This is a genomic window from Streptomyces sp. NPDC090025 (genome assembly GCF_044748125.1).
Classification (GTDB): domain Bacteria; phylum Actinomycetota; class Actinomycetes; order Streptomycetales; family Streptomycetaceae; genus Streptomyces.
This window is the reverse complement of sequence record NZ_JBIVFL010000015.1, coordinates 38,960-59,689: the sequence shown is the minus strand read 5'-3', so window position 1 is coordinate 59,689 and position 20,730 is coordinate 38,960. Positions and strand designations below refer to the sequence as shown.

Sequence of the window (20,730 nt, the reverse complement as noted above, 5' to 3'; positions counted from 1 at the left end):
GTGCCGTCGGTCGATGTGTCGTCTGATGTGTCTGATGCGTCAACGGATCTCCACGAGACGGGACGGGGCGGCGGTACGGGGCTCCCGCGGGGGAGCCGGGGCGGGCTCGGCCGCTTCCCGCTGCACGAAGCCGAGACAGCTGCCGCCGAGCCCGAGCAGCAGGAAGAACACCCCCGCGAACATCGGGAAGCTGAGGGTGTCGAAGGTCGCGCCGATGACCATGGCCACCATCGCGGAGGCGAAGAACGCCTGCCCCAGCTCGCGGTCCGACTCGGTACGGGCGAGCCGCCGGACCGCCCCGCCGTTGTGCACCCCGGCGAGCCCGAGCAGCAGCAGACAGGCCACGCCGAGCGCGCCGAGCTCGGCGAGGGTCAGCAGATACTGGTTGTCGGTGAAGAAGTACCGCTCCGGCGTGAACGTGCCGAAGCCGCGCCCGAACACCGGATCCTGCAGGAAGTACTCATAGATCTTCGGGTACTTGATGGTCCTCGCCTGGGTGCTGCTGTCCGCGTTGTTCAGACTGCCCGAGAACAGGCCCGTGATGGTGCCGATCAAGCCCGGCACGAGCACCTTGAACACCGCCACCGAGCCGAACAGGATCCCGATCGCCGTCCAGCGCCGCTGCGGCTTCCAGCGCGGCACCATCACCAGGACCACCACGACCACACCGATGATCGACGTACGGGACACCGTCAGCGGCAGCCCGCCGCCGAGCAGCACCACCGGCGCCCACCGCTTGAACTTCGACAGATACGCGCGCGCGGGGTCGAAGGCGTGCCAGATCGCGAACGGCAGCAGGATCGCCAGCATCCCGCTGAACTCCAGCGGATGCGCGGTCAGCGACCGCGGCCGGGTGAACGAGCCCCGGTCGAGCACCGCGACGCTCGCCACACTGGAGTTGAGGCCCGGGATGCGCAGCATGTCGGCGACATTGGTGCCGGTGAAGAAGTCGTACATGCCGAGCGCCGCCACCACCGAACCCATCACCACCAGCCGCCGCAGCAGCACGTTCAGCCGCTCCCGGTCCTGGATCCCGGCCGTCGCGAGCACCACCAGCGACACCCACACCAGGAGCACGATCAGCCCCCGGTCGGCGGCCAGGATCTCCTTCTGCGAACTGATCCGGTCCTGGTTGGCGATGTACGACATCAGCACGACCACCGAGACCACCAGGATCACCGTGCGCATCGACCGGGTGCGGGGCGCGGGCGCGATCCGGCCGGCGCACCAGGTCGCCAGGTACCAGAAGAGACCGAGCAGCGCGAACACGTTCGCCGGGGTGCCCGCGCCGCCGAGCGCGGGCAGCGCCAGGTTCGACGGCAGGAACAGCGCGAGCCCCAGATAGCCGGTGAGCACGTCGACCGCGTCGAGCGGCCGGGTCAGCAGCCGCCGCAGCCGCCGCGCGCCCGGCTTCGGCACCGGGGGAGTGTCGAGCAGCCCCGGCAGGCCCCGGGACCGGCGCCGGGCCGACGCCCAGGTCTCCACCACGAACGCCAGCAGGAAGCCGCCCGCGACCCCGAACACGATCACCGCCGCGACCTTCTGATAGCGGGACTTGGGCTGCGACACCGGCTTCTGCGGCGGCACGATCCGCGCCGACTGCACGTAGTAGCCGTCCGGCACCCGGGCCTGCTCCTGAAGGTCCTGCAACTGCTCGGCGGCGAAGTCGGTCAGCCTGCGGGTCTCCGCGAGCACCAGCTCCGGATCGCTGCCCTTCACGGTCAGCGTCAGCAGCGGCCCCTCCGCCTGCGCGGCGAAGTCCACCCCGTACTCGTCGGTGACCCCGTGCGCGCGCAGCACCTCCACCGTCTCCGCCGACTGCAGCGCCCGGATCAGCACATCGGCAGTGCCGATCAGCGAACCACTCGCGTAGGCGAGGGTGTTGCCGTAGCTCGGCGCGGGCTTCGCCACCCGGGCGGAGTTCAGCAGCGCCAGCTGGCTCTGCGACTCGTACGCCACCGGCACGGTCGTGTACAGATAGCCGCCCGCGAACAGACTGAGCAGCGTGATCGGCACCATCACGTACCAACGCCTGCCCAGGACACGGAAGATCTCGGCGATGCTCACGAACGCTCCCCCGGTTCGGCCCGTTGCTGCCAGTATCGGTGGTGATGGAACCACAACCGGAGAGAGACGTGCTGACTGCCGAGGGGCTCACGCCCGAAGGACTCACCCGCGTGCTGCTGCGCCGCTGGTACGTCCTGCTGCTCACCGCGCTCGTCACGGCCGCCGCCTGCTACCCGGCGCTGCGGCCGCCGCCGCGCTACCAGAGCTCCGCCGTGCTCGTGGTGAAGCCGCCGCGCACCGACAACCAGCCCAACCAGCTGACCAATCTGCAGCCTTCGCTGGCGATGGTCTCCTTCGCCGTCGTGCAGCGGCTCCAGTCGCCGGACGGGCGCGCGGAGTTGCGGGCCGCGGGCGTGCGCGGCGACTACCGCCTCACCCCCCGCAACAGCGGCACCAGCGCCACGCCGTACTACTCGATCCCCACCCTGCAGATCGAGTCCGAGCAGCGCGCGCCCGAGGACGCCGACCGGGTGGTGCAGACGATCATCAAGGTCTACGAGCGGCACCTGAAGGCCCTCCAGGCCGAGCAGCACGTGTCCGCCTCGACGCTGCTCACCGTCGATCTGGTGAACCGCCCCGGCACGGTGGCACTGCCGCCCAACCGGACCCGCGCGGTGGCCGGGGTGGGGGCGCTCGGTGCCCTCGCGGGGGTGATGGCCGCGCTGTGGGCCGAGCGGTACGCGACCGCCCGGCGCCGCCGCCGCGCCGGGGCGACCGCCGGGCCGGTGGCCGGGGCGGGCGCCGGGGCGCGCGGGGCGGCGGCCTCGGCGACGGCCTGAGGGCCGCGCCGGGCGGCGGACGGGGGGACGAAGGACCGGCACCGGCTCAGCGCGCCGAACCGTGCTCGGTGAGCCGCCCGTCGCGCTCCTCGTACCGCTCCCCGGTCTCGGGGCAGGTCCACAGTCCGGCCCGGTCGGGGTCCGCGACGAGCCGGACGCCCGCCTTGCCGACCCAGCCCGTCTGCCGCGCGGGCACGCCCATCACCAGGGCGAAGTCGGGCACGTCCGCGGTCACCACCGAACCGGCCGCGACCAGCGCCCAGCGGCCGATGGTGACCGGCGCGACGCACACCGAGCGGGCGCCGACGGCGGCGCCGTCGCCGATCCGCACCGCGACCGGCTCCCAGTCGCCGCCGCGCTTCAGCCGCCCGTCGGGGTCGACGGCGCGCGGGTTGTGGTCGTTGGTGAGGACCACCGAGGGGCCGATGAACACCCCGTCGCCGAGCACCGCGGGCTCGTACACCAGGGCGTAGTTCTGCAGCTTGCAGTTGTCGCCGATGACGACGCCGGGGCCGACGTACGCCCCCCGGCCGATCACGCAGTTCTCGCCGAGGCGGGCGTCCTCGCGGATTTGCGCGAGCTCCCACACACTGCTCCCGGCGCCGACGACGGCCTTCGCGTCGACCTGGGCGGTGGGCTGGACCCGGTGGTTCACGGTGGTGCCTTTCTCCAGGGAATCTCTTGGGCGGAGTCGTGGTCTAGATGCCGTTGCGGCGCCAGGAGCGCCACCAGAACCACTCGCGTACCCGCTCGGCGACCGCGGACAGGATCAGCGGCTGGAGGTACGGCATGGTGCGGGCGCCGATCAGGCGGCGCAGCCGCAGTGCCCGGTACTCGGGCAGCGTGTCGGCGTCCGGGGTGCAGGCGCGGGCGAAGGCCACCAGCTCGTCGACCGGGACGACGTCGGTACGGCCCCGGTCGTACGCCCGGTAGGCGCGGCGCAGGGCCTGGCGGGCGAGCCGCCGGTCGACGAGCCGGGCGAGGTGGTCGGCCTGTGGCAGCCGGTCGGCGCACTTGTCGAGGACGGCGGTGAACGCGGCCCGCCGCTGCCGGATGTCGTCGAGCTGGCCGCCGAAGTCGACGGTCGACATGTTGTTGCCGTGCACCCGGTAGAACGCCTGGTCGGCGCCGCGGACGTAGCCGACGTCGGCGTGCGAGGCGAGCCGCATCCACATCTCGATGTCCCCGGCGTGCGGCAGTTCGGGGTCGTAGCCGCCGACCTTCCGCTGGAGGCTGGTGCGGACCACGACCTCGGGCGAGGTGATGCAGCCGGTGCCCTCGCGGAACCGGCGCTCCAGCCACCAGTGGCCGGGGTAGACGACCGAGCCGGTGGACTCGGTGCGGGCGGCCGGGAGCGGCCCGCCGTGTTCGAAGCGCAGCGGGCGGCCGTAGCAGAAGCCCGCCCGCGGGTGGGCGTCGAGCAGGGCCACGGCCCGCACGAGCGCCCCGGGGACCAGCCGGTCGTCGGCGGACAGCAGCACGACGTAGTCGCCGTCCGCCCAGTCGAGCAGGCCCTCGTTGTACGTGGCGATGTGGCCCTTGTTGCGCTCGTGGACCCGGACCTCGATCCGCGGGTCGGACGCGGCGAGTTTCCTGGCCACCTCCGCCGAGTCGTCGGGGGACGCGTCGTCGATGATCAGCACCCGCACGTCGAGGCCGGGCTGTTCGTCGAGCACGCTGCGTATGCAGTCGGCCAGGAAATGGCCGTACTTGTAGCAGGGGATCACGACGCTGACAGAGCTCATCCGGTGCATGTCCGATCTGGGTCGAGTCCGGTCCGGTCCGGCCGGGCCCCGGCGGGGGGCCCGGCCGGACCGGGTGGTGCGGGTGGTGCGGGGTGCTGCGGTCGGGCCAGCCGGGTCAGCCTGTCGTGAAGACCGGGCCGACCCAGTAGTTGGTGCCGTTGTAGGAGTTGTTCGGGAAGGCGCTCGCGCCGTAGCGGTACAGGCCGTTGGCGGATCCCGGGCCGTCGGCGGGCGCCGACAGCGGGTAGGCGAGGTGCGGAGTGGCGAAGTACCCGGCGTCCGAGGCGTAGTTGCCGCCCGGCGCGTGGTACGAGACCACGTACCGGGTGTTCGCGGTGACCGGCACCGGGGCGGCGAAGGTCAGGGTCTGCCATCCCGCGGCGGTCTCGCCGGTGAAGGTTCCGGTGGCGAGCAGGGTGCCGGAGTCGCTCCACAGGCTGCCGGTGTGGGTGCCGGTGTTGCCCGCGCCCTTGTAGAAGGTCACGCCGGTGACCTTGCCGTCGAGCGCGGACGTGAACCGGGTGCCGAGTTCGAGGGCGTTGGAGTCACTGGTCTCCGACGCCTTCGCCGGTACCGCCTCGGGTCCCCACAGCCGGCACGGGCAGCTGGCCGGGGGCGGGGTGTCGCTGGTGGTGAAGTCCCAGCTCACCGGGGTGCCCATGGCGTTGCCCCACAGGTCGGCGGCCTGCACCGACGCCGTGTAGGTGGTGCCGAGCGCGAGCTGACCGGCCAGCGTGAACGCCGCCGTGCGGCCGTCCGAGCTGAGCGTGGCCGTGCCCGGCACGGTGGCGCCGCCGTCCTCCTTGACGGTGAACACCAGGGTGCTCGCGTCCAGGGCTTCGCTGAAGGTCGCGGACAGCGGCGAGTTGATCGCCACCCCGGTCGCGTTCACGGCCGGGGTACGGCCGGTGACGGTCGGCGGGGCGGTGGAGGCGGAGCCCGTCTCCAGGATCGCGTCCACCCAGTAGTTGCTGGACCCGGACGACTGCGAAGGGAACGCGCTGGCGGAGGCGTACTTGTAGACGCCGTTGCCGCCGTCGACCCCGTTCTTCAGGGCGGTCAGCGGGGCGAGCCCGGCCCCCTTGTCGGCGAAGTACCCGGCGTCGTACGCGTATCCGCCGTTCGGCGCGTAGTAGGAGGCGACGTACGTGGTGTCGGCCTTGACCGGCACCGGGTTGGCGAACTTCAGGGTCTGCCAGCCGGAGGCCGTCTCGCCGGTGAAGGTGCCGGTGGCGAGCAGCTGCCCGGACGCCGACCACAGGCTGCCCTTGTGGGTACCGGTGTTGACGGCCGACTTGTAGAAGCGGACGCCGGTGATCGTGCCGGGCACCGAGCTGCGGACCTTCACGCCCAGCTCGACGGCGGAGCCGTCACCGCCGTTGGCGAGGGCCGGGGCGGCCGAGGCCGGCCAGACCGTGCAGGGGCAGCGCTGCGCCTCGACGGTCAGCGGCACCGTGGTGGTGGCGCCGATGTTGACGCTGTCGTCGACCGCGCGGACCTTCAGCTGGGCCGGGCCCATGGTCATCGGGGTCCAGGTGTACGACCAGGAGGTGGTGCCCTCGGCGGCCCGCCAGGTGGTGCCGCCGTCGGTGGAGACCTCGACCCGGGCGACCACGCCGTGGTTGGTGCCGGGGTCGTTGGCGGTGCCGGTGACGGTGATCTGCTGGAGCGCCGGGACGGCGCTGTTCGGGGCCGGGCTGGTCACGGTGACCGTCGGGCCCGTGGTGTCGTTCGAGGCGTCGGCCCGCACCAGGTTGTCCTGGCGCGTCAGCGGCTGGATGCCCATGTCGGCGAGGATGTTGACGGTGGCCTGCTGCATCCGCTTGTCCTCGGTGACCACGCCGCCGTCCGGATCGGCCGTCGGCACGTTGGTCAGACCCCAGGACCACTGCACGGTGCCCGCGCCGAACACCAGGGCGCGCGAGGTCGGGTCACGGAACGCCACCAGGCTGTGGGTGGCGGTGCCGTTGCCGTAGTTGTTGCCCCAGTCGAGCAGGTACTTGCCGTCGTTGACGTCGACCGCGGTCGACGACATCCGGATCTGCCCGGCGGGCCGCGAGGCGTTCTCGACGTCCGCGTCCCACTCGTAGCCGAGGGTGCCCTGCGGGAAGGTGGCGACCTGGTTGCCGGTGAGGTTGGCGACCGAGGTGTCGCGCCACAGCCGCATCTTCGCGAACGCGGCGGGGACGGTGATGGCGTCGCTGCGGTAGCCGTTCACCTGGAACAGCGAGCCGGTCAGGATGTTCTGCGGCCGGTAGGGCGCGCCGCCCTTGGTGCTGTCCGGGTCCATCCAGGTGCCGGTCCACTGGGTGCTGGGGTCCGGGACGCCGTTGGGCGTCGGGAACTTCAGCTTGGTCTCCTTGTAGCAGACCAGGGTGCGGTCGGCGGTGTGCGAGGCGTCGATGCCCGGCTCCAGGCGGGTCTTCCAGAAGACCTCGTTGCCCGAGAAGTACGTCTGGTGCTGCCCCGCCTTGCGGGCGTTGAGCACATGGGTGAACTGCTCCGCGGTCCAGTACTCGTCGTGGCCCTGCGACATGTACATCTTGTGCCGGGGCAGGATGGTGGCGCCGCGGGTGGCCACGTCGATGCCGGAGGCGTAGCTCACGTCGTAGCCGTTGCGCTCCAGCCAGGCGATCATCTCGAACTCGGAGCCGTAGACCCCGTTGTCGCCGCTGATGTCCAGCGGGCGGTTGTAACTCACCTTGTACGCGCGGCCGTCGGGCGCGGGCCCGTTGCCGTCGTACAGGTTGGTGCCGCCCCAGTCGTTGTACGCCTGCCAGGTCTGGTCCGAGGTCTGCACCAGGATGTCGGAGGTGCTGGCGTCGTTGCGGACCACGAAGGGGTACGGCATGAGGCCGTTGCCGTCGCCCTGGTCGAAGTTGGCGATGTAGAGCCCGGACGGTGCGTTGCTCGGCACCTGCCAGCTGGCCGTGGTGGGCCAGTTGCCGCAGTCGAGCAGCCCGGTCGCCTTCTCGGTGAGGCAGTCGGGACGCTTGAAGAGATAGGTCGCCGGGTAGGACTGGTCGGCCTGCGCGTCCGTCGACATCTGCCGCGCGCCGTCACCCCCGTACCAGCCGAGCCGGAAGATCCGGACGTGGTACGCGACCGGGGACTGGATCTTGAACTGGACGGTCTCGCCGGGCTGGACGCTCATCTTGGTCGAGAAGCCCGCGATGTCGCCGTAGTTGTTGCCGGAGAACCACTCGGACATCGGTGTGCCCGGCTTGGAGTTCTCGCACACGATCGGGTTGCTGCCCGAGCCGCACGGATCGGCGACGGCGCTCGCCTGCCCGCTCGAAGGCAGGAATATCGCGGTCAGCGCCGCGGCCAGGGCGACTATGGCGCCTCTGGCCCGGCGGAGTCGGTTCTGCATCGCTGTACCTTTCACGGGCAGTGCAGTCCCGGCCTGGGGGCCGGGGGTGGTGGGGGAGCGGGCCCCTGGGGCCGGTCCGGGGGAACGGGGGTGACGAACCGGCCCGCAAGCGGCGGACACGCCCTGTCAGTCCAGGGCATTCACCAGTGCGTCCACGACCCGGCGCTGCTGGTCGTGGGTGATCTGCGGGAACAGCGGCAGCGACAGGATCTCGTCACCGGCCCGTTCCGCGTGCGGGAAGTCCCCGCGCTCGTGGCCGAGATGGCGGTACGCGGGCGTCAGGTGCACCGGCGACGGGTAGTGCACGCCCGCCCCGATGCCGCTCGCGTTGAGCGTGCCGACCACGCCGTCGCGGTCGGCGCCCGGCACCCGTACCACGTACAGGTGCCAGACGTGCGTGGTGCCGTCGGCGGCCACCGGCAGCGTCACCCGGCCCGCCTCGGCGAGCGGGGCGAGCAGCTCGACGTACCGGGCGGCGGCCGTGCGGCGGGCCTCGTTCCCGGCGGCGAGGCGGCGCAGCTTGGCGCGCAGCACCACGGCCTGCAGCCCGTCGAGACGGCTGTTGAAGCCGGGCACGTCGTGCCGGTACTTGGCCACCCCGCCGTGGTTGGCGATGGCCCTGACCAGCTCCGCGGCCTCGGCGTCGTCCGTGAGGACCGCTCCCGCGTCGCCGTAGGCGCCCAGGTTCTTGCCCGGGTAGAAGCTGGTGGCGGCGATCCCGCCGGTGCCGGGGGTCCGGCCGTCCCGGGCGGCGCCCTGGCTCTGGGCGGCGTCCTCCACCACCCGCACATGCGCCGGAAGGGCCTCGGTGAGCGCGGTGACATCGGCGCACTGCCCGTACAGGTGCACCGGCACCACGGCCCGGGTCGCCGGGCCGACCGCCGCGAGCGCGGCCTTGGGGTCGATCAGGAGGGTGTCGGGCGCGCAGTCCACCAGGACCGGGCGGGCCCCGGTGCGGGCCACCGCGCCCGCGGTGGCGATGAAGGTGTTCGCGGGCAGCACCACCTCGTCGCCCGCGCCGACCCCGGACGCCCGCAGCGCCAGCTCCAGGGCGTCGGTGCCGTTGGCGACACCCACGCAGTGCGCGACCCCGCCGAACTCCGCGTACTCCCGCTCGAACGCGGCCACTTCGGCGCCGCCGATGAACGCGGTGTCCGCGAGGACCCGGTCGAAACCGGCGCGTATCTCGGCCTCGACCTCCGCGTGGGCCGCCTTCAGGTCCACCAGGGGAATGTGGTTCATCAGCCGTTCGCTCCTCGGGGCAAGGCTCCCGGGACTGCCGGGACAGGGGTGTCGAAACCATGGGTGAGCCGGTCGAGCGCCGACGCGGCGGCCGGGCGCAGCCGACGGGCCGGGGACCCGGCCCAGACCTCGCCCGGCGGGACGTCGGTGAGGACCACCGAGCCCATCCCGACGAGCGACCAGGCACCGACCGAGGTGCCCTCGCGGACCAGGGCGCCCGCGCCGAGATAGGCGCCGGTGCCGATCCGGGCGGTGCCGCCGAGCCGGACGCCGGACGCGACCGTGACGAAGTCGCCGAGCTCGTCGTCGTGGGTGAGCACGCTGTGCGGCATCACCGCGACATGGCGGCCGACCCGCACCGCCGCCGTCAGGACGGTGCCCGCGAGCAGCACCGTGCCGGGGCCGAGCACCGAGGTCGCCGACACCACCGCCGTCGGATGGACGACGGTGGTGTACCGCTCGTCGGGCAGCGCGAGCCGGGCCACCAGACGGGCCCGCGAGGCGTAGTCCCGCGGGCTGCCGACGCACACCACGAAGGCGGCGTCGGGGAGTTCATGGACGAGCCCGGTGCCACCGAGCACCGGCACGCCGTCGACCTCGGTGCCGTGCAGCGCCGGGTCGTCGTCGAGATGGCCCGCGAGCGGCAGGCCGGCGGCGCGGGCGGCCTGCGCGGTCTCCCGCGCGAAGCCGCCCGCACCGACGATCACGAGCTGGGTCACCGGCGCCCCGCCGCTTCCCGCAGGACCTCGACCACCCGGTCCTGCTGCGCCTCGGTCATGGTGTGGAACAACGGCAGGATCAGCGAGTCCCGGCTCAGCCGCTCGGTCACCGGCAGCGGCGCCACCGGGTGCTCCGCGTAGGCGGGTTCGAGATGACTGGCCATGATGCCGCGCCGGGCGGACACCCCCGACTCGGCGAGCACCGCGAGGAGTTCGTCCCGCCCGACCGGGAACTCCGCGCCGAGCAGCACCCAGTACGACTGGTAGTTGGTCGTGCCGTGCGCCGGGTCCCGCACCGGGTCGAGCCCCGGCACGTCGTGGAGCAACGCCGTGTAGCGGGCCGCGAGTTCACGGCGCCGGGCGACCATCGCGTCCAGCTTGTCCAGCTGGGTCAGGCCGACCGCGGCCTGGATGTCGGTCATCCGGTAGTTGAACCCGGTCTCCAGATAGCTCTCCAGGACCGGCCCGGTGCTCGCGTGCCGCTCCGCCGCCGACACGTTCATGCCGTGCTCGCGCAGCCGCCGCAGCCGCGCCGCCCACTCCGCGTTGTCCGTGGTGATCATGCCGCCCTCACCGGTGGTGAGCAGCTTGCGCGGATGGAACGACCAGGCGGCGAGCAGCGCGCTGCGGCCGACCGGACCGCCGCTCACGGTCGAGCCGATCGCGCAGGCCGCGTCCTCGACCAGCGGCATCCCCCAGGCGGCGCACGCCTCCCGCAGCTCCTCCACGTCCGCGGGCACCCCGCCCTGGTGGACCGCGAGGACGGCCTTCGCGCGCGCGGTGCGGACCGCGTCGACGGTCGCCGCGGTGAGGTTCCCGGTGGCCTGGTCGACGTCCGCGAACACCGGCTCGGCGCCCACGTACCGGACGGCGTTGGCGGTCGCGATGAACGAGAACGACGGGACCACCACCTCGTCGCCCGGGCCGATGCCCAGCGCGACCAGCGCCAGGTGCAGGGCGGTGGTGCAGGAGCTGACCGCCACCCCGTGCCGGGCACCGACCCGGTCCGCGAACGCCTGCTCGAAGGCGGCGACCCGCGGGCCCTGTGCCACCCAGCCGGACCTGACCGCGTCGGCGGCGGCCTCGGCCTCCTCCTCGCCCAGCCACGGCACCATCACCGGGATCCGGGCCGGGGCCGCCTGCTCCGGCCCCTCGGCCCCGGACTCCTCGGCCTCGGCGGTGGCGCGCAGGTCCGCGTCGGTCGCCGTGGCGCCCTTCTCGGCCCGCCACCAGTCGACCAGGTCCCGAAGGCCCGTCCGCAGGTCGATCTCGGCCTTGAAGCCGAGCAGCTCCGCCGCCTTGCTCGTGTCCGCGAGCCGCCGGGTCACCCCGTTGACCGCGCGTGCCGGACCGTGCACCGGCGCCAGGTCCGAACCCATCACCTCCAGGAGCGCGTCCGCCAGCTCCCGCAGCGAGGTCTCGGTCGCCGACGCCACGTTGAACACCTCGTCGGTGAGCCCCGGGCGGGCCGCCAGGATGTTCGCCCTGGCGATGTCACGGACGTCCACGAAGTCCATCGTCTGGGTGCCGTCGCCGAGGATCAGCGGCGGCTCGCCCGCCTCGATCCGCTCCATCCAGCGGATCAGCACCTCGGTGTACAGACCGTGGATGTCCATCCGCGGCCCGTAGACGTTGAAGTAGCGCAGCGCCACGTAGTCCAGGCCGTACATGGCCTGGAAGCTGCGCAGCATCCCCTCGTTGAACGCCTTCGCCGCCCCGTAGAACGTGTCGTTGTTGTACGGGTGGTGCCGCTCGTCGGTCGGGAAGGACTCGGCGAGCCCGTACACCGACGCCGACGAGGACGCGATGACCTTGCCCACCCCGGCGGCCGCGGCGGCCTCCAGGACGTTGAAGGTGCCGTCGACCATCACCTCGTTGGCGAGCCGCGGCTCCTCGGCGCACTGGGTGATCCGGATCGCCGCCAAGTGGTAGACCAGATCGGTGCCTTCGGTCACCCGGCGGACCGTCGCCGCGTCCCGGATGTCGCCCTCGACCAGCGAGATCCGGCCGCTCGCCAGGGCCTTCGCCAGATTGGCCCGGCGGCCGCGGACGAAGTTGTCGAGCACGACGACCTCCCGCGCACCCCCCTCGACCAGCAGATCCGTCACATGCGAGCCGATCGTCCCGGCACCGCCGGTGACCAGGATCCGCTTGCCGTCGAAGTCGTTCAACGCCGTTCTCCCGCCGTTTCGTTCACGTTCTTCAGGGACCGGTCGGCCCCGCTCCGCAACCCCACGACCGCGCCACGGAACTGCAGGCTCCGCGACGCCGCCTCCAGGATGTCCAGGACCCGCAGGCCCGCCCGCCCGTCGGTGAGCGGCGCCCGGCCCTCGGTGATCGCCGCCGCGAACTCGTCGACCATCGTCCGCAGCGCCTCCTTCTCACCGAGCGCGGGCGCGATCATGTCCCCGCTGCGGTACGAGATCAGCGCCTCGCGCCGCTCGTCCGCGCCCAGGTCCTGCGGCGTCGCCAGGTCCACCCCGCGGTCGAACACCGCGATCCGCTGGGCCGGGTTGAGGTCGTCCCAGACCAGCGTCCGCTTGGCGCCGCCGACCATGGTGGTGCGCACCTTGGTCGGGGACAGCCAGTTCACGTGGACGTGCGCGATGGCCCCGGTGTTCAGCTGGAGCGTCAGGTACGTGATGCAGTCCTGGCCCGCGCCGATCGGGTCGGCCCCGTGCGCGGCGACCGCCACCGGCTCGACGTGGTCCGGCAGGATGAAGTCCAGGATCGACAGGTCGTGCGGGGCGAGGTCCCACAGCACGTCGATGTCCTTCTGCACCAGGCCGAGGTTGATCCGCACCGAGTCCACGTAGTGGATCTCGCCGAGGGCGCCCTCGCGCACCAGCTCCCGGATCTTCGCGACGGCCGGGGTGTAGCAGTAGGTGTGGTCGCACATCAGGGTCAGTCCGCGCGCCTCCGCCTCGGCGACCAGGGCGGCCCCGTCGGCGTAGGTGGTGGCCAGCGGCTTCTCCACCAGGACGTGCTTGCCCGCGCGCAGCGCGGCGAGCGCCACGTCCAGATGGGTGCCCGCCGGGGTGGCCACGGCGACCGCCGCCACCTCCGGGTCGGCGAGCACGGCGGCGTAGTCGGCGGTCGCCCGGACCGTCGAGTAGCCGCCGAGCACCCGCTCGGCGCGGCTGACGTCGAGGTCGCACAGCCAGCGCAGCCGGAACCGGTCGCTGGACTGGAAGTTGCGCACCAGATTGGGGCCCCAGTAGCCGGCGCCTATGACGGCGACTCCCAGTCGCCCGTCGGGTCGGTCGGCGTCGTTCAACGTGTTCCCCTCCACATCGGTGGGTCCATCGGTGGTCGGTCGGGTCGGGCAGGTGCGGGTGCGCGGTTCAGTAGGCGCCGGTGCCGCGGACCACGGCGGGTCCGGTGCGCAGCAGGATCACGGCGTCCAGGGCCAGGGACCAGTTGTCCACATAGGCCAGGTCGAGCCGGACGGCCTCGTCCCACGGCAGGTCGGAGCGTCCGCTGACCTGCCAGAGCCCGGTGAGGCCCGGCTTCACGAGCAGCCGTCGGCGGATCTCGTGGGTGTAGCCGGCCACCTCCTCGGGCAGCGGCGGCCGCGGCCCGATCAGCGACATCCGGCCGCTCAGCACATTGATCAGCTGCGGGAGTTCGTCGATCGAGTACTTGCGCAGGGTGGCGCCGATCCGGGTGATCCGCGGGTCGTCGCGGACCTTGAACAGCAGGCCGTCGCTGTTCTGGTTGGCGTGCGCCAGCTCCGCCCGCCGGGCCTCGGCGTCGTTCTGCATGGTGCGGAACTTCAGCATGGTGAACTGCTTGCCGTGCAGCCCCACCCGGGCCTGCCGGAACAGCGCGGGCCCCTTGCTGCCGAACCGCACGGCGAGCGCCACCGCGCACATCAGCGGCGACAGGAGCAGCAGCAGGACGCCCGCGAGCAGCCGCTCCGCCAGCTCCTTCGGCAGCCGGGCCAGCCGGGAGAGCCGAGGTGCCCGTACGTGTATCAGCGGCACCCCGCCCACCGGCCGGACCTCCAGCCGGGCGGCGGCCACGTCACCGAGCGCGGGCGCGACCAGGAAGTCGCCCCCCGCCGCCGCGGTGCTCCAGGCGATCCGGCGCAGCTGCGGGCCGTCCATGTCCGGCGTCGGCAGCACCACGACGGCCGCCGGATCGCCGAAGGCCCGTATCGCCTCCGGCACTTCGTCGACACCGCCGAGCACCGGAACCCCGAAGCGTTCCACCGCCGAGGCGTTCACCGGATCGGTCAGGCACACCCCGGCGAAGTCCATGCCCTGCAGCGCGGGGCCCGCCGGTGTCCCCGGACGGCCGTCCCGCTGCAGCGCGGCGAGCAGTCCGGCCACCCCGGCCGACGGGCCCACCAGGACGGCGGTGGTCCGTCTTCGCCCGCGCGCCCACTGCCCGCGCAGCCGTCGCCGCAGCGCGCAGCGGGCGGCCAGCGAGAGGACGGCGGCCGGGACGGTCGCCAGGATCATCTCGTACATCAGGTCCGGGTCGTGGGCCAGCCCCCAGCCGAGCACCGCCGCGAGCGCCGGGAGCACCAGCGCACCGCGCAGCACCCGCCGGTACAGCTCGCTGCCGGAGCCCAACGGGCCGCTCGCGTACCCGCCGTGGGCGTGCAGCACCGCCACCCACGCGGGCGGCAGGCCGAGCACGACCGGCCAGTGCCCTCCCGTCCGCCACACGCACAGCGCGGCGACGGTCGCGGCCGCGGTGTCCGCGGCCAGCAGGGCGATCGGGTGTCTCCTCCGCCACCACGGGCGTGGGACGACGACATGTGTGGATTCGACACGGTGCCGCTCATGCGTGACCGGCAGGACGGTCATCCATTCCCCCCAAGGGCGCTTCGCGCGCACCCCGCTGAACCCTCCGGCCCGTCCCCCGGTCCGCCCATGAGTGCACAACTCATGGGCAGGGGAAGGGCGGTGAGGGTCGACGAGGGTACGCGGCTCTTCCGCCTGAACTGTTCGGTGCGGACCGAGTCGCAAGTCTCCCCAGCCACGGCAGGGCCCGCACAGGACGCAGAATCCGCCCGGTACGAGTGTTTCGTGCCCGAGGCGGATCCGGCAGCGCTCAATCTAGACCAACTGGGGCAGGCCATCCAGGAGTTGTGTGAAACTCCTACCGATAGTTGAAGGATCTGTAAGAGTCGGACGCGTTGGTCATACTGTCCTCGTGTCCACCGGTCCTCACCGCGCGCCCACGAGCGCCCCCGGCACCCCGCCCGGTGCCGTGCCCAGCATCGTCATCCCCGCCCACAACGAGGAACGCACGCTCGGCCGGCTCCTCGACCGGCTCCTGGACGGCGCGGCCGAGGGGGAGTTCGACATCCTCGTGGTCTGCAACGGCTGCACGGACGGCACCGCCGCCGTCGCCGCCGCCCGCGGCCCCCGGGTCCGGGTGGTCGAGACCCCGGTCCCCTCCAAGCACCAGGCCCTGCGCCTCGGCGACCGGCACACCGGGACCTTCCCCCGGGTGTACGTCGACGCCGACGTCGAGATCGGCGCCGCCGACGTCCGGGCCCTGGCCGCCGCCCTGACCGGCCCCGGCGGCGGCCAGGGCGCCGTGCAGGCCGCCGCACCCGCCCGGGTCCTGCCGATGACCGGCTGCTCCTGGCGGGTGCGGGCCTACTACCGGGTCTGGCAGCGGCTGCCCGCCGTCCGCGAGGGACTCTTCGGCCGGGGCGTCATCGCGCTGACCGAGGAGGGCCACGCCCGGATCGCCGCGCTGCCCCCGCTGATGGCCGACGACCTCGCCGCCTCGCTCGCCTTCGGCCCCGCCGAACGGGCCGTGCTCGACGGCGCCACGGTGGTCGTGCGCCCGCCGCGCACCTGGCGGGACCTGATCCGCCGCCGGGTCCGCGCCGCCACCTCCACCGCCCAGCTGGAACAGCACCAGCAGACGTCCGGCGACCCCGGCGCGAACACGCCCCCGCCGTCCGCCCGCACCGGCCTCGGCGACCTGAAAGCCCTGCTCCTGGCCGATCCGACGCTGCTTCCCGCGATGCTCGTCTTCGTCGCGGCGGCGCTCGCGGCGCGCAGGGGCGCACGCAAGGCCATCGAGAAGCGCGACTTCGACACCTGGCTCAGGGACGAGAGCAGCCGCGCCTCCTGAGCCCCCGCTCGCGCGTCCGGTGCGCCCGATGCGCCCCGGGCGCGCGGGGAGCACCAGGCGCACACCGAGCACCGGCCCCCGCGGCCCCTGCCTCCACGCGCCCCGCACGCGCCCCACGTACACGCCGTGCACTCCGCCCGTACGGCCGAACGCCTCCGCCCCGCCCCCACGCGATCACCGCGCAGCCTAGGCTGCTGCTTGATCATCCGTGGGAGGGACCATCATGACCAATCGGACGGTACGCGGCGGCCGCGCGCGCCGCAGGGCCGCGGGCCTGGCGGCGGTGCTCGCCGTGGGCGCCGCCTGGCTCGGCGGCGGGACGGCGGCGCGGGCGGAGGGGGCGGGCGGCGGCCAGGCCGACGCCGGGCGCCCGCTGGCGCCGAGCACCCGTTTCTATGTGGCGCCGGACAGCCGGGCCGCCCAGCAGGCCGTCGCCGACGCGGCGGCGGGCGCGAGCGAGGACGCGGCCCTGATGACCCGGCTCGCCGCGCTGCCGCAGGCCACCTGGTTCACCGGCGGCACCCCCGAGCGGGTCAGGGCCGACGCCGCCGCGCTCACCGAGCGGGCCGCCGCGGCCGGACAGGTGCCGGTGCTCGTCGCGTACAACATCCCCGGCCGCGACTGCGGCAGCTACTCCGGCGGCGGGGCCACCACCTCCGCCGCCTACCGGGAGTGGATCGGCGCCCTCGCCGACGGCATCGGCGACCGGCGGGCCGTCGTCGTCCTCGAACCGGACGGCCTCGCCGCCCTGCCCAAGGACTGCGCGGGCGGCATCGACCCGGACGGCAGCCGCACCACCACCCGGCTCGCCGACCTCGGCCACGCCGTGACCACCCTGAAGGCCCGCCCCGGCGCCACCGTCTACCTCGACGCGGGCAACAGCCAGTGGCGCGGGGTCGGCGAGATGGCCCAGCGGCTCATCGACGGCGGCGTCGCCGGTTCCGACGGCTTCGCGCTCAACGTCTCCAACTTCCACCCCACCGAGCGGCAGACCCGCTACGGCGGCTGGGTCGCCAAGTGCGTCTGGTTCGCCACCAAGGGCCCCGCCTGGGGCCGCGGCCACACCGACTGGTGCGCAAGCCAGTTCTGGTCCGCCGCCGCGCCCAACGACGGCAAGCCCGGCAACGCCGTCTCCGCCGACGACCCGGCCACCTGGCACTGGATCGACGCCTGGTACGACCAGACCGTCGGACAGCCCCCGGTCGCCGAGCTCGCCCACTTCGTCGTCGACACCAGCCGCAACGGCCGCGGCGCCTGGCACCCCGCCCCCGGCAGCTACGCCGACCCGGAGGCATGGTGCAACCCGCCCGGCCGGGGCATGGGCCCGCGCCCGACCGCCGACACCGGACAGCCGCTCGTCGACGCCTATCTGTACGTCAAGACCATCGGTGACTCCGACGGCAGCTGCACCCGGGGCACCGGCGGTCCCGTCGACCCGGTGTACGGCGTCGTCGACCCGCCCGCCGGCGGCTGGTGGCCCGAGTTCGCGCACGGCCTGGCCCGCGAGGCCCAGCCCGCGCTGCTCCCCTGACCGGGTGAGGCCGGGCCTTCTCGGGTCCATGAGTCAATGAGGAGGGGATCCCATCCGTCGTACGGGGTATCGACATCAGACACCCCCTTGTGCCACGGAAGGGAGCCCCCCTCATGGAGACCGAACCGGGCCGCAGCGTCGGCTTCGTCCAGTCCTTCGACCGCGCCGCGGGCTACGGCTTCGTCCTGCCCGTCGGCTCCCACGACCCCGTCTACTTCCGGGCCACCGCCCTGGAGGGCATCCGCTCGGTCTCCGAGGGGCAACAGGTGTCGTTCGTCCTCGTCCTCGGCGACGGCCGGTTCGAGGCGACCGAGATCCGCGCCTGACCGGACGGCGGCGCCGTCACCGCCCCGCGGCCCGGGCGGCGAGCCGGGCCAGCGGGACGCGCCGGAAGGTGATCGTCTCGTACGGGGAGCGGCGCCCGGTCTCGTACAGCACACCGATCGTGTCGTCGCCGACGGCCACCAGGTCCGAGTAGGCGGCCGGGTCGGTCGACAGGGTGAGCGCCCGGGTCAGCGTCCGGCCGCCGTCGGTGCTGGTCCACAGCGCGGCGGCGGCCCGCCGGTCGGGGACCGACGGCGCCGAGAACAGCAGCAGACCGTCCCCGGACGCGGACGCGGACGCGGAAGCGGTGCCGGGCACGGCCAGCAGGCTGCCCTGCACCACCGGCACGGCGGCCAGGGCGGGTTGGGGCGCGTAGGGGCGGTCAAGCGTGGCGCCGCCGTCGTACGAGCGGGCGTCGGCGCGGTTCCCCGGGGCGCTCCCGAGCTGGTCGCGGGTGCTGAAGTAGAGGCTGCCGTCGGGCAGTTCGGCGGCGGTCGACTCATTGCCGTTGACCGAGCCCTCCGGCGCGTCGTCGACGAAGCCGATCCGCCAGGTGCGCCCGCCGTCGTCGCTCACCAGCGCGTGCGCGCCGTAGTAGCGGGGCTCGCGGCCGGTGTCCCGGGAGCCCGGCGGGGGAGCGGTCGAGTGGTCGGCCGGGACGACGAGCCGCCCCGCGTACCGGCCTCGGGTCAGGACGACGGCGTGCCCTGGCCCGGTGGCGTACCACCGCCAGCCGGGCAGCTTGGCGGCGGCGGTGATGTCCTCGGGCGGCGAGAAGGAGCGCCCGTCGTCCGCGCTGCGCTGCACGTACACCCGGCGGCCCCGGTCGGCGCCCACCCGCCCCTGGAGGATCATGCGTTCGGTGACGGCGCCGTCGTTGCCCGAGGACAGCAGCACGACGTCACCGCTGCGCGGGTCGACGACCGGCGCCGGATTGCCCCGGGTGTGGCCCCGCCCGGCGGCGACCACCGCGAGCGGCCCCCAGGTGCAGCCGCCGTCGGCCGAGCGCCGCAGCACCAGGTCGACGTCCCCGGAGTCCCCGGCGCCGTGCCGCCTGCCCTCCGCGAAGGCCAGCAGGGTGCCCGCCGGGGTGCGCACCACCGCCGGTATCCGGTACGCGGCGTAGCCGCCGGTCCCCGCCCGGTACGGGACGGAGCCCGCGCAGCCGAGCCGGGCCGTGCTCCGCCCGTGGCCCACCGGCACGTCCGTCACCGCGACACCCGCCACCAGCGCGGCCACCACGGCCGCGTATCCCCACCGCCCCCAGCGCATACCGGCCACCGCATCCCGCCCCGGCGGCCGGCCCGTCAACTCCCCTTCACGAAAGGGTGATCGGCGGGGGAAGGGCAGGTGAACCCGGTCGTGCCCCCAGGGCGACCGGCGCCTCAGCTGTCGAAGCCCATCCCGGCCCGGTCGAGTGCCCGCAGCCACAGGTTGCGCCGCCCCTCGCGCGCGTCGGCGCGGGCCAGCGACCACTGGGTCAGACCGATGCCGACGGACCGCAGCGGCTCCGGCGGGAACGGCAGCGGCTTGCGGCGCACCAGGTCGAGCGAGGTGCGCTCGGTGCGCTCCCCGGCGAGCAGGTCGAGCATCACCTCGGCGCCGAAGCGGGTGGCGCCCACCCCGAGGCCGGTGAAGCCCGCCGCGTACGTCACCCGGCCCTGGTGGCTGGTGTCGAAGAACGCGCAGAAGCGGGTGCTGGTGTCGATCGCCCCGCCCCAGGCGTGGCTGAAGCGGACCCCGGCGAGCTGCGGGAAGGCGGTGAAGAAGTGCCGGGCCAGGGTCTTGAAGGTCTCCGGCCGCTGTTCGCGCTCCGCCCGCACCCCGCCGCCGCGCGCCCGGTACACCGCGTCGAAGCCGCCCCACAGGATCCGGTTGTCGGCGGACAGCCGCACATAGTGGAACCGGTTGGCGCAGTCGGCGAAGCCCTGCCGGTTCTTCCAGCCCACCGCGCCGAGTTGACTGTCCGTCAGCGGCTCGGTCATCAGCGCGTAGTCGTAGACGGGCACGGTGTACGGGCGGTGCCGCCGCAGCAGCGAGGGGTACGCGTTGGTGGCCAGGGCCACCTTCCGGGCACGCACCCGGCCGTACGGCGTGCGCACCGCGATCCGCGCGCCGTCCTCGGTGAGCGCGCCGCCCGGGGTGTGCTCGTACACCCGCACGTCGAGCTCCTGGCAGGCGCGCTTGAGGCCCCAGGCGAGCCGGGCCGGGTCGACCATGGCGACGCCGTCCTTGTTCCACAGTCCGCCGAGGAAGGTGGGGGAGTCGATCTCGGCACGGACCCGCGGCTCGTCGAGCAGCTCGACCTCGGCGCCGTACCGGGTGGCGGCCTCGGCCTCCTCGGCGAGTCCGGGCAGCTGGTACGGCTCCGTCGCGACCGCGAGCGAACCGCTGCGCCGCCAGTCGCAGTCGATGCCGTAGCGCGCGACCGCGTCCTCGATGGCCTGGAGGTTCGCCATGCCGAGCCGTTCGAGCCGGCCGATCTCGTGCGGCCAGCGGGCGATGCCGTTGCCGAGGCCGTGGGTGAGGCTGGCCTCGCAGAAGCCGCCGTTGCGGCCGGAGGCGGCGTGCCCGACCTCGGCCGCCTCGATGAGCACCACGTCGGCGGACGGATCGCGCTCCTTGGCGATCAGCGCGGTCCACAGTCCGCTGTAGCCGCCGCCGACCACGAGGAGGTCGCAGTCGGTGGGACCGACCAGGGCGGGCGCGGGCGCCGGGCGGCCCGGGTCGGTCAGCCAGAACGGGATGGGCGCGGCGTCCCGGAGGGCGTGCACGGGGTCCATGGGGCGGCTCCTTCGGTCGCTCGACCGGGACGGGCGGCGGCGGGTACGGAGGCCGCCGCGAA

Annotated in this window: 15 protein-coding genes; 4 read left to right on the top strand and 11 right to left on the bottom strand. The window is 73.6% G+C overall.

The genetic code is table 11. The annotated features are described in order from the left end of the window. Positions 1-39: 39 nt before the first annotated feature. Positions 40-2,067 (bottom strand): O-antigen ligase family protein, encoded by a 2,028-nt coding sequence (locus ACIPXM_RS28460; RefSeq protein ID WP_401661090.1) that lies wholly within the window; start codon positions 2,065-2,067, stop codon positions 40-42. Between the two features lie 68 nt (positions 2,068-2,135). On the opposite strand from ACIPXM_RS28460, the gene ACIPXM_RS28455 reads away from it, so the two are divergent. Next, positions 2,136-2,846: a Wzz/FepE/Etk N-terminal domain-containing protein gene (locus ACIPXM_RS28455; protein WP_401661087.1), complete on the top strand. Its 711-nt coding sequence runs from the start codon at positions 2,136-2,138 to the stop codon at positions 2,844-2,846. 46 nt (positions 2,847-2,892) lie between these two features. On the opposite strand, the gene ACIPXM_RS28450 is transcribed toward ACIPXM_RS28455, so the two are convergent. The 8 genes from ACIPXM_RS28450 to ACIPXM_RS28415 all read right to left on the bottom strand — a co-directional run bounded on the left by ACIPXM_RS28450 (position 2,893) and on the right by ACIPXM_RS28415 (position 14,742). Then, positions 2,893-3,501 carry an acyltransferase gene (locus ACIPXM_RS28450; RefSeq protein WP_401661084.1) on the bottom strand — a complete coding sequence of 203 codons (609 nt, stop codon included), beginning with the start codon at positions 3,499-3,501 and terminating at the stop codon, positions 2,893-2,895. Positions 3,502-3,544: 43 nt separating this feature from the next. Continuing rightward, positions 3,545-4,591, bottom strand: coding sequence for a glycosyltransferase family 2 protein (locus ACIPXM_RS28445; RefSeq protein ID WP_401661081.1), 1,047 nt, complete (start codon positions 4,589-4,591; stop codon positions 3,545-3,547). Between the two features lie 115 nt (positions 4,592-4,706). Beyond that, positions 4,707-7,964 (bottom strand): DUF4082 domain-containing protein, encoded by a 3,258-nt coding sequence (locus ACIPXM_RS28440; RefSeq protein WP_401661078.1) that lies wholly within the window; start codon positions 7,962-7,964, stop codon positions 4,707-4,709. A 126-nt stretch (positions 7,965-8,090) separates the two neighbouring features. Further along, positions 8,091-9,206, bottom strand: coding sequence for a DegT/DnrJ/EryC1/StrS family aminotransferase (locus ACIPXM_RS28435; protein WP_401661076.1), 1,116 nt, complete (start codon positions 9,204-9,206; stop codon positions 8,091-8,093). After that, positions 9,206-9,925 carry an acetyltransferase gene (locus tag ACIPXM_RS28430; protein WP_401661073.1) on the bottom strand — a complete coding sequence of 240 codons (720 nt, stop codon included), beginning with the start codon at positions 9,923-9,925 and terminating at the stop codon, positions 9,206-9,208. The genes ACIPXM_RS28435 and ACIPXM_RS28430 overlap by 1 nt, the downstream gene beginning before the upstream one ends. Further along, positions 9,922-12,096 carry an aminotransferase class I/II-fold pyridoxal phosphate-dependent enzyme gene (locus tag ACIPXM_RS28425; RefSeq protein ID WP_401661070.1) on the bottom strand — a complete coding sequence of 725 codons (2,175 nt, stop codon included), beginning with the start codon at positions 12,094-12,096 and terminating at the stop codon, positions 9,922-9,924. Before ACIPXM_RS28425 ends, ACIPXM_RS28430 begins: the two co-directional genes overlap by 4 nt. Next, positions 12,093-13,202 carry a Gfo/Idh/MocA family protein gene (locus ACIPXM_RS28420; RefSeq protein WP_401661067.1) on the bottom strand — a complete coding sequence of 370 codons (1,110 nt, stop codon included), beginning with the start codon at positions 13,200-13,202 and terminating at the stop codon, positions 12,093-12,095. Before ACIPXM_RS28420 ends, ACIPXM_RS28425 begins: the two co-directional genes overlap by 4 nt. Positions 13,203-13,269: 67 nt before the next feature. Then, positions 13,270-14,742 (bottom strand): sugar transferase, encoded by a 1,473-nt coding sequence (locus ACIPXM_RS28415; RefSeq protein WP_401661064.1) that lies wholly within the window; start codon positions 14,740-14,742, stop codon positions 13,270-13,272. A 349-nt stretch (positions 14,743-15,091) separates the two neighbouring features. Between ACIPXM_RS28415 and ACIPXM_RS28410 the strand changes: the two genes are divergently transcribed. The 3 genes from ACIPXM_RS28410 to ACIPXM_RS28400 all read left to right on the top strand — a co-directional run bounded on the left by ACIPXM_RS28410 (position 15,092) and on the right by ACIPXM_RS28400 (position 17,887). Then, positions 15,092-16,030, top strand: a complete 939-nt coding sequence (locus ACIPXM_RS28410; RefSeq protein WP_401661062.1) for a glycosyltransferase — start codon at positions 15,092-15,094, stop codon at positions 16,028-16,030. A gap of 223 nt (positions 16,031-16,253) precedes the next feature. After that, complete coding sequence (locus ACIPXM_RS28405) at positions 16,254-17,561, top strand: glycoside hydrolase family 6 protein (RefSeq protein WP_401661060.1); 1,308 nt, start codon at positions 16,254-16,256, stop codon at positions 17,559-17,561. Positions 17,562-17,674: 113 nt separating this feature from the next. Then, positions 17,675-17,887 (top strand): cold-shock protein, encoded by a 213-nt coding sequence (locus tag ACIPXM_RS28400; RefSeq protein ID WP_401661055.1) that lies wholly within the window; start codon positions 17,675-17,677, stop codon positions 17,885-17,887. A 16-nt stretch (positions 17,888-17,903) separates the two neighbouring features. Here ACIPXM_RS28400 and ACIPXM_RS28395 read toward each other — a convergent pair whose 3' ends face one another. Both ACIPXM_RS28395 and ACIPXM_RS28390 read right to left on the bottom strand, forming a co-directional pair. Continuing rightward, positions 17,904-19,157 carry an exo-alpha-sialidase gene (locus ACIPXM_RS28395; protein ID WP_401661052.1) on the bottom strand — a complete coding sequence of 418 codons (1,254 nt, stop codon included), beginning with the start codon at positions 19,155-19,157 and terminating at the stop codon, positions 17,904-17,906. A gap of 113 nt (positions 19,158-19,270) precedes the next feature. Next, positions 19,271-20,668 (bottom strand): NAD(P)/FAD-dependent oxidoreductase, encoded by a 1,398-nt coding sequence (locus ACIPXM_RS28390; RefSeq protein ID WP_401661049.1) that lies wholly within the window; start codon positions 20,666-20,668, stop codon positions 19,271-19,273. Positions 20,669-20,730 lie beyond the last annotated feature (62 nt).

Bases quoted from the DNA above. Each gene is read 5' to 3' on its own strand.
- ACIPXM_RS28445 (WP_401661081.1), bottom strand. From the start codon at position 4,591: ATGAGCTCTGTCAGCGTCGTGATCCCCTGCTACAAGTACGGCCATTTC.
- ACIPXM_RS28440 (WP_401661078.1), bottom strand. From the start codon at position 7,964: ATGCAGAACCGACTCCGCCGGGCCAGAGGCGCCATAGTCGCCCTGGCC.
- ACIPXM_RS28435 (WP_401661076.1), bottom strand. From the start codon at position 9,206: ATGAACCACATTCCCCTGGTGGACCTGAAGGCGGCCCACGCGGAGGTC.
- ACIPXM_RS28415 (WP_401661064.1), bottom strand. From the start codon at position 14,742: ATGACCGTCCTGCCGGTCACGCATGAGCGGCACCGTGTCGAATCCACA.
- ACIPXM_RS28405 (WP_401661060.1), top strand. From the start codon at position 16,254: ATGACCAATCGGACGGTACGCGGCGGCCGCGCGCGCCGCAGGGCCGCG.
- ACIPXM_RS28400 (WP_401661055.1), top strand. From the start codon at position 17,675: ATGGAGACCGAACCGGGCCGCAGCGTCGGCTTCGTCCAGTCCTTCGAC.
- ACIPXM_RS28395 (WP_401661052.1), bottom strand. From the start codon at position 19,157: ATGCGCTGGGGGCGGTGGGGATACGCGGCCGTGGTGGCCGCGCTGGTG.
- ACIPXM_RS28390 (WP_401661049.1), bottom strand. From the start codon at position 20,668: ATGGACCCCGTGCACGCCCTCCGGGACGCCGCGCCCATCCCGTTCTGG.